We start from the raw sequence: 8245 nt of genomic DNA, 5'->3' as shown, positions 1-8245 counted from the left end.
TTTCCGACTCTATCAGATCTTTTCTCGACCCGATTTCCTCGGTGCTTTCCAGGTTTCCGCTCTCGCGTTTCCCTTTCCGGCGGTTCCGACTCTATCAGATCCTTTCGGCGTCTGACTCCCAGTCAGGGGGGCTTGTCTTCGCGGCCGTTGGGCCGTTCCGACATCTCAAACCTTAGCGGATCCGCTCGGCGATTCCCAATCGGGCCACCGAGTCCCTATTCGAATTGAATTCGGGCACGCCGAAATCAAACCGAGGAGGTGATCGTGCTTGTGGTGTGAGTGCCGCTCGCAGCGGCTGAGGTGCTGCCGAAGAACCGTTACGGCCCCGTGGCAACCCGAAGAACTTTACGGACCACCCAGGGGCGTGTCAAGCACCCCCTGTCAAGATCTTTTTCGGCGCCCGGTCGCCGCTCAGTCGAGGTCGCTGAGCCGGCCGCCGGCGTCCGGCTGGGCGTCCTCCACCCGGCGCAGCAGCCTGGTCAGCACCTCACCGAGCACCGAGCGCTCCGCGCCGGTGAGGTCCTGCAGGAGGTCCTCCTCGAACACGGTCGCGAGGCGCATCGCCTCCAACCACTTCTCCCGGCCCTCGGGAGTCAGCTCGACGATCACCCTGACCCGGTTGGACTCGTCGCGCTCCCGGGTGACGAGCCCTTCGGCGACCATGCGGTCGATCCGGTGGGTCATCGCGGCCGGGGTGAGGCCGAGCCGCTTGGCGAGGTCGCTGGGGCCCAGACGGTAGGGGGCGCCGGAGAGGACCAGTGCCTTGAGGACCTCCCACTCGGCGTTGCTGATGCCGAGGGCGGCGGTCTGGCGGCCGTACGCCACGTTCATCCGGCGGTTCAGCCGGGACAGCGCCGACACGATCTTCTCGACCTGGGGGTCGAGGTCCTGGAACTCGCGCTGGTAGGCGGCGATCTGTTCTTCGAGCGTCGGCTCCGTGACGCGGGGGGTCTCGGCCATGGCCGCAGTATCGCACGGAGGGACTTTGCCTCGAAGTCCTTGGATGTGTACTCTTTAGCTTCGAACTTTAGCTTCGAAGTCTTCAGATCTAACTAGTGAGAGAGGTGAACGTGACCAGGGCGATGGGCGCAGCGATGCGTCGGATCCACGTGGGCAACGCACTCAGCGCGTTCGGGCTCGGCTTCACGGTCCCCTACCTGTACGTCTATGTGGCGCAGGTGCGGGAGCTCGGGGCCATGACGGCGGGACTGGTGCTCGCCGTCTTCGCCGTGGCCGCGCTGATCGTGCTGCCGTTCGCCGGCCGGGCGATCGTGCGGCGTGGCCCATTGCCGGTCCTGCTCACCGCTCTGGTCACGGCCGCGCTGGGTGCGCTCAGCCTCGGGCTCGCGGGCGGCGCGACGGCCGTGCTGCTGTCGGCGGCGGCGCTCGGTGCCGGGCAGGCCGTGATGCAGCCGTCGCTGGCGACGATGATCGTGGACTGCTCGACGGCGGACACCCGGTCACGGGCGTTCGCGACGCAGTTCTTCCTGCAGAACCTGGGGCTCGGCGTCGGTGGCCTCATCGGCGGTCACCTGGTCGACACCACCCGGGTCTCCTCCTTCACGCTGCTGTTCGCGATCGAGGCCGCGGTCTTCCTGATGCTGGTCGCGGTGCTGGCGACGGTGCGCATGCCGCACTCCCCGCGGATCTCGGACGCGCCGGCCGGATCGGCCGGGAGCAGCTGGAGGCGGCTGCTCGGGAACCGGGCGATGGTGCAGCTGTGTGTGCTGGGCTTCGTGCTGTTCTTCGCCTGCTACGGCCAGTTCGAGTCGGGTCTGAGCGCCTACGGCGTCGAGGCGGCAGGGATTTCCACGTCCGCGCTCGGTACCGCACTGGCCGCGAACACGCTGATGATCGTCGTCGCGCAGTTCGCCGTGCTGAAGTTCGTGGAGCGTCGCCGGCGCTCCCGGGTGATCGCCGCGGTGGGTCTGATCTGGGCGGTGGCCTGGGTGACCGCCGGGTACGCGGGGCTGGGTCACGGCAGCCAGGAGATGGCGACCGCCGCGTTCGTGTCGACGTACGCGCTGTTCGGGCTCGGTGAGGCCATGCTGTCGCCGACCCTCGCCCCGCTGGTGGCGGATCTGGCGCCGGAGGGCATGGCCGGGCAGTACAACTCGGCGTTCGCCCTGGTCAAGCAGCTCGCGCTGGCCGTGGGTCCGGCGGTGGGCGGGCCGCTCGCGGCCTCGCTGCCCGCGCCGTACGTGGTGACCTTCCTGCTGTTCTCGGTGGGCATCAGCGCGCTGGCGCTGCGTCTCGGGCGGAAGCTGTCCGTCGCGCAGGACCAGCCGTGGGCCGCCGCGAAGAGCCGGGTGGTCGCCCGGGGCGGGGCGCCCGCGGAGACCCTGGCCGCGTAGAACGGCCTACGGCGGCCGGTGTACGGCGGTGCGGCTATCCCTTCGGCAGGAGGAACTCGCACCACACGGCCTTGCCACCGCCCGGGGTTCTTCGGGAGCCCCAGTGGGAGGCGATCGTCGCGACGATGGCGATGCCCCTTCCCGATTCGTCGGCCGGTTCCGCCCGGCGCCGGCGCGGGAGGTGGTCGTCGCCGTCGGTGACCTCGATGATCAGCCGGCGGTCGGTGCGGCGGAGCCGGAGCCGCATGGGCGGTGTGCCGTGCTGCAGGCTGTTGGCGACGAGTTCGCTGGTCGCCAGGACTCCCAGGTCGTGCAGGTCGGCGGGGAACCGCCAGCTCGTGAGCACACCGGAGGCGAAGGCGCGGGCGCGCGGGGCGGCCTCCACGCCCCCGAGGAGTTCCAGGGCCGCGTTGCGGAAGAGTTCGCCCTCGGGGCCCGTGCGCGCCGGGTGCTGGAGGACCAGGACGGCGACGTCGTCGTCGTGGTCGGCGGTGACGCCCGCGGAGCGGACCAGGCGGTCGCAGACCACCTGGGGGGTGCCGGTCGCCCCGGACAGCGCGTGCTCCAGGGAGGCGATTCCCTCGTCCAGGTCCTCGTCGCGGCGCTCGACCAGGCCGTCGGTGTAGAGGACCGCCGTCGAGCCGGGGCCGAGCGCGATGGAGCCCGAGGCGTGCATCCAGCCGCCGGTGCCGAGCGGCGGTCCGGTGGGTTCGTCGGCCCGCGAGACCCTGCCGTTCTCGTCGCGGACCAGGATCGGCAGATGGCCGGCGGAGGCGTAGACCAGGCTGCCCTCGTTCGGGTCGTGGACGGCGTACACGCACGTGGCGATCTGGTTGGCGTCGATCTCGATGGCGAGGCCGTCGAGAAGCTGCAGGACCTCGTGCGGGGGGAGGTCGATCCGGGCGTAGGCGCGGACGGCGGTGCGCAGCTGGCCCATCACGGCCGCCGCGCGGACGCCCCTGCCCATGACGTCGCCGATCACCAGTGCCGTACGGCCGCCGCCGAGGGTGATCACGTCGTACCAGTCACCGCCGACCGCCGCCTCCGTGCCACCGGGGTGATAGGTCGCGGCGATGCGCAGGTCGTCGGGCTGTTCCAGTTCCTGCGGGAGCAGGGAGCGCTGGAGGGTGACGGCGGTCTCGCGCTGGCGGCGCTCGCTGGCGCGCAGGCGCTCGGCGGCCTCGGCGTGGTCGGTGACGTCGGTGGCGAAGACCAGGACCCCGCGGTCGGCACGTTCGGCGCGGTCGGTGTCGCCGCCGTCGGTCTCCGCGACCGGTGTGCAGGTGAACGTGTAGGAGCGGCCGTCGACGGCCTTGCGGGACTTCAGGGTGCGGGACTTGCCGCTGCGCAGCACCTGGTCGAGGAGCGGGAGCAGGCCGAGTTCGGCGAGCTCGGGGAGCGCTTCGCGGGCGGGCGCGCCCGGGGTGCGGGTGCCGAAGGCCGCCGCGTACGCGTCGTTGACGTAGGCGACGCGGTGGTCGGGGCCGTGGACGAGCGCGACGAGGGCCGGGACGCGGTCGAGGACGGCGCGTGCGGGCAGTTCGTCGACGGCGGGCACGGACAGCGGTCCGTCGGCCGGGTGTTCGGCGCGGGCCGCGGGCACGGAGCCTTCCCCCCGCCGGTCGGTGGGGACCGCGGTCTCGGTCCGCGCTGCGGCGCGGCGCTGCGTTCCGGGGAGCCGGGCGCTCCAGCGCGTGAAGTTCACAGTGGGGAAAGCCTCGTGGGTGCTGTGGGCGGGCAGGTGCCCGTCCGAGGACGTGGGGCAGTCTGGCAGGTGGCCGTCCGCGGCGATATCCGTCAGACGCCGGGGCGGACCGAGGAGTTCCTGGGTCCGGTCAGGACGACCCCTTCGGGTCGTCCGACGGGTCGTGAGGAGGCTTTCCACCGGCCGCGAGTTCGAACTCGGCTCGGGGGTGTTCGAGTGAACCGAGCGAGACGATCTCCCGTTTGAAGAGCCCGGAGAGGGTCCATTCCGCCAGGACGCGGGCCTTTCGGTTGAAGGTGGGCACCCTGCTGAGGTGGTAGGCGCGGTGCATGAACCAGGCAGGGTAGCCCTTCAGCCTGCGTCCGTAGACCTGGGCGACGCCCTTGTGCAGGCCGAGGGAGGCGACGGAGCCGACGTACCGGTGCGCGTACGTCTCCAGGGGCTCGCCGCGCAGCGCGTGCGCGATGTTGTCGCCGAGGACCCTGGCCTGGCGTACCGCGTGCTGGGCGTTGGGCGCGGTGTCGGTGCCGGGCTCGGCGGCGGTGACGTCGGGGACGGCGGCGGCGTCGCCGGCGGCCCAGGCGTGCTCCACGCCGTCGACGGTCAGTTCGGCGGTGCACCGCAGCCGGCCGCGGGCGGTGAGCGGCAGGTCGGTGGCGGCGAGCAGCGGGTGCGGTTTGACGCCGGCGGTCCACACGACCGTGCGGGTCGGGAAGCGCTGTCCGTCGCTGAGGACGGCGACGCGGTCGGCGCAGGAGTCCAGGCGGGTGTCCAGCAGGACCTGGATGTTGCGGCGGCGCAGCTGGGTGACGGTGTAGCGGCCCATCTCCTCGCCGACCTCGGGGAGGATGCGGTCGGTGGCCTCGACGAGGACCCATTTCATGTCCTCGGGGCGGAGGTTGTGGTAGTAGCGGGCCGTGTAGCGGGCCATGTCCTCCAGTTCGCCGAGCGCCTCGACGCCCGCGTAGCCGCCGCCGACGAAGACGAAGGTGAGGGCGGCGTCGCGGACGGCGGGGTCGCGGGTGGAGGAGGCGATGTCCATCTGCTCGATGACGTGGTTGCGCAGTCCGATGGCCTCTTCGACGGTCTTGAAGCCGATGCCGTACTCCGCGAGGCCGGGGATGGGCAGGGTGCGGGAGACCGAACCGGGGGCGAGGACCAGTTCGTCGTAGCCGATGAGCTCGGCGGCCCTGCCCTCCTCGGCGGTGGCGAGGGTGGTGACGGCTGCGGTGCGCACGCCGTGGTCGATGGAGGTGACCTCGCCGACGACCACATGGCACCGGTCCAGGACGCGGCGCAGCGGTACGACGACATGACGGGGCGAGATCGAACCCGCGGCCGCCTCGGGAAGGAACGGCTGGTACGTCATGTAGGGGTCGGGGGTGACGACGGTGATGTCGACCTCACCCCGCCTGAGCTCCTGCTTCAACCTCCGTTGCAGCCGCAGGGCCGTGTACATCCCGACGTAGCCGCCGCCGACAACCAGAATGCGCGCACGTTCCTTCACCATCCCATGACGCACCCGGCGCTGTTGTTTGTCCACAGCCCCGGCAATTTGTGTGACCGGCGAGCTGGTGTGCGCGGGCCCGGGCGCGCCGTCCGGATGGGGAGGAAACCGGGCAGGTCAGCACAGACGGACGGACGGGAGTCGGGGGACGGAATCCGGACATAAATGACCCGTACTCCGATCGGGGGCGCTCCGTGCGGAACCTGCCCCTTCTGAATTGACTCCCTCTCAACTATGTTCGTGTGGCGACGGGGTGTAGGGAATGTGGTCGAACGGGTTCGCAAGGGTCGGTCCCGCTCGGGACCGACGCCAGTTCCACGCACTCCTGATTCAGTGGCGGGGAGTCTCCGGGGGGAGACGCCATTAACCGGGGGAAACACATGCATGTTCAGGACACTCATTGGTCGTCGGCAACCGCTCTCGCGACGGGCGGCCCGGCGGTGACCGCCGAGGCGGGCAACGGACGCGCGGACGTGTCGCGTACGACGCCGCTGCGGGTGGACGCACAGCGCAATCTGGAGCACGTGCTGCGTGCGGCGCGTGAGGTCTTCGGCGAGCTGGGCTACGGCGCGCCGATGGAGGACGTGGCGCGGCGCGCGCGCGTCGGTGTCGGCACCGTGTACCGGCGCTTTCCCAGCAAGGACGTTCTGGTCCGGCGGATAGCCGAGGAGGAGACCGCGCGGCTGACCGAGCAGGCGCGGACCGCGCTCGGTCAGGAGGACGAGCCGTGGTCGGCGCTGTCCCGCTTCCTGCGGACGTCCGTGGCGTCGGGGGCGGGCCGGCTGCTGCCGCCGCAGGTGCTGCGGGTGGGGGTCGCGGAGGAGGGCTCCGCGGGGCCCGCCGAGGAGGCCCGGGTACCGCAGCAGCGGTCCCAGCCGGTGGTGTCGGGCCCGGGTGAGCTGCGGTTGGTGTCGGAGCCGGTCGCGGACCACGGCGGGGCCGACGCGCTGCTGGAGGTCGTCGGGCAGCTGGTGGACCGGGCCCGGGAGGCGGGGGAACTGCGCCCGGACGTGTCCGTGGCGGACGTGCTGCTCGTGATCGCCACGTCGGCGCCCTCGCTGCCGGACCCGGCGCAGCAGGCCGCGGCTTCCGCACGGCTGCTGGACATCCTGCTGGAGGGGCTCCGGTCCCGGCCGGCGTAGCACGGAGGCTGTCGAGGGACGGTCCGTCCGCCGCCCGCGCCGCCCGTCCGCCCCTGGCGGCCGGGTGACGCGGGCGACGGTGCTCGTTCGGGTGATGCCCGTGCGGGTGCGGGGCGGATCCGCCCGGACGAGTGGATGGTCGTGCGGGCGGGGCCCGGGCGGAGGGCGTTGTGGCACCCTGAGCCGGTGACGGGTTGGGCTGGGCCGGCGTCGGGGGCTTCGCGCGATGGGCGTTGACGGGTGGGACGAGTCGCGCGGTGCCGGTGATCCGGCGGAGGCCGGCGGGCTGACCTCGCCCCAGGTGCCCGGGCAGGGTGGGCGGGGCGGAACCCCGGCCGGGGCGCGCGCCGACGAGAGTGTGCCCGCCCAGCGCGGGCCCGGGGCTCCGCCGGCGCGGCGGACGCCGCCCGCGGACGGCGCGTTGATCGAGCGCATGCGGGCGGGCGACGACTCGGCCTACGAGGAGCTGTACCGGCGGCACGCCGACGCGGTGCGCCGGTACGCCCGTACCTGCTGCCGTGACGCGCACACCGCGGACGACCTCACCGCGGAGGTCTTCGCCCGCATGCTCCAGGCGGTGCGCGGCGGCTCGGGGCCCGAACACGCGGTGCGCGCCTATCTGCTGACCTCCGTGCGGCGGGTGGCCGCGCACTGGGGCAGGTCCGCGCGGCGCGAGCAGCTCGTGGACGACTTCGCCGTGTTCGCCCAGCAGGCGGCCCACGCCTCCGAGGCGTCGGACGACACCGCCGTGGAGGTGGGCGCCGACGTACGCGCCCTGCACCAGGCCGAGCAGTCCATGGCCATGCGGGCGTTCCGGTCGCTGCCCGAGCGGTGGCAGGCCGTGCTGTGGCACACCGAGGTGGAGGACGAGTCGCCCAGTGAGGTGGCCGTCCTGTTCGGTCTCGACGCCAACGGCACCCGGGTGCTGGCGAGCCGCGCCCGCGAGGGGCTGAAGCAGGCGTATCTGCAGGCCCACGTCAGCGCCTCCCTCACCGGTGACGAGGAGTGTGCCCGCTACGCCGACCAGCTCGGCGGCTACGCCCGCCGCAAACTGCGCGTCCGGGCCGAACGGGGGCTGCGCAAGCACCTGGAGGAGTGCGCCGGGTGCCGGCTGGCAGCCGCGCAGATCGAGGAGGTCGCGAGCGGTATCCCGGGGGTCGTCCCGGTCGCGGTCATCGGCTGGTTCGGGGCCGCCGGGTACGCGAAGGCGCTCGGGATCGTCGCCGGTGGCGCCGGGGTGGGCGCGGCGGGTGCCGCGGCCGCTGCGGGCGGGTCGTCCGGGGGCGCGGGCGGCGGCGGAGCGGCGGCCGCCGAGGGGCTCGGGGCGCCGGTGAAGGCGGGCATCGCGGCCGGGGTGGTCGCGGTGGCCGCCGCCGCGGTGGCCCTGGCGCTGGTGAACGACGGCCACCCGGCCAAGGAGGTGGCCGAGCCCGCGCCGTCGGCGCCGTCCGCGCCTTCAGCGCCTGCCGTCCACCGGCCGCCGGCACCGGCCCGTACGCCCGCCGCGAAGAAGCCCTCCCCCGCACCGGCCGTGCCG

6 protein-coding genes are annotated in these 8245 nt (G+C 72.7%); 3 read left to right on the top strand and 3 right to left on the bottom strand.

Going from position 1 to position 8245, the window contains the following annotated elements:
- Positions 1-411 precede the first annotated feature (411 nt).
- The gene (locus V7E45_RS36185; protein ID WP_333778516.1) at positions 412-960 is read right to left on the bottom strand and encodes a MarR family winged helix-turn-helix transcriptional regulator; all 549 of its coding nucleotides are present in this window, start codon (positions 958-960) and stop codon (positions 412-414) included.
- 134 nt (positions 961-1094) lie between these two features.
- Here V7E45_RS36185 and V7E45_RS36180 point away from each other — a divergent pair, with 134 nt between their 5' ends.
- On the top strand, positions 1095-2354 hold the full coding sequence (locus V7E45_RS36180) for an MFS transporter (RefSeq protein ID WP_333778517.1): 1260 nt from the start codon (positions 1095-1097) through the stop codon (positions 2352-2354).
- A 34-nt stretch (positions 2355-2388) separates the two neighbouring features.
- Here the strand turns inward: V7E45_RS36180 and V7E45_RS36175 are convergent, their stop codons facing one another.
- Together V7E45_RS36175 and V7E45_RS36170 are read right to left on the bottom strand one after the other, a co-directional pair.
- Positions 2389-4059, bottom strand: coding sequence for an ATP-binding SpoIIE family protein phosphatase (locus V7E45_RS36175; RefSeq protein WP_333778515.1), 1671 nt, complete (start codon positions 4057-4059; stop codon positions 2389-2391).
- A 130-nt stretch (positions 4060-4189) separates the two neighbouring features.
- Complete coding sequence (locus V7E45_RS36170; RefSeq protein ID WP_333778514.1) at positions 4190-5569, bottom strand: NAD(P)/FAD-dependent oxidoreductase; 1380 nt, start codon at positions 5567-5569, stop codon at positions 4190-4192.
- 377 nt (positions 5570-5946) lie between these two features.
- On the opposite strand from V7E45_RS36170, the gene V7E45_RS36165 reads away from it, so the two are divergent.
- Together V7E45_RS36165 and V7E45_RS36160 are read left to right on the top strand one after the other, a co-directional pair.
- Entirely contained in the window at positions 5947-6708 is a 762-nt protein-coding gene (locus tag V7E45_RS36165) for a TetR/AcrR family transcriptional regulator (protein WP_333778513.1), read from the top strand.
- Between the two features lie 226 nt (positions 6709-6934).
- Positions 6935-8245: RNA polymerase sigma factor (locus tag V7E45_RS36160; RefSeq protein WP_333778512.1), on the top strand; the 1311-nt coding region annotated here is incomplete at its 3' end.

Source organism: Streptomyces sp. IBSBF 3136, assembly GCF_036815105.1.
In the GTDB taxonomy this organism is placed as follows: Bacteria; Actinomycetota; Actinomycetes; order Streptomycetales; family Streptomycetaceae; genus Streptomyces.
The sequence above is the reverse complement of the archived record's forward strand: the minus strand, read 5'-3'. Positions and strand labels throughout refer to the sequence as shown.

Excerpts from the sequence above, each read along its gene's own strand:
- V7E45_RS36180 (WP_333778517.1), top strand. The coding sequence starts at position 1,095 with ATGCGTCGGATCCACGTGGGCAACGCACTCAGCGCGTTCGGGCTCGGC.
- V7E45_RS36165 (WP_333778513.1), top strand. The coding sequence starts at position 5,947 with ATGCATGTTCAGGACACTCATTGGTCGTCGGCAACCGCTCTCGCGACG.
- V7E45_RS36170 (WP_333778514.1), bottom strand. The coding sequence starts at position 5,569 with ATGGTGAAGGAACGTGCGCGCATTCTGGTTGTCGGCGGCGGCTACGTC.
- V7E45_RS36185 (WP_333778516.1), bottom strand. The coding sequence starts at position 960 with ATGGCCGAGACCCCCCGCGTCACGGAGCCGACGCTCGAAGAACAGATC.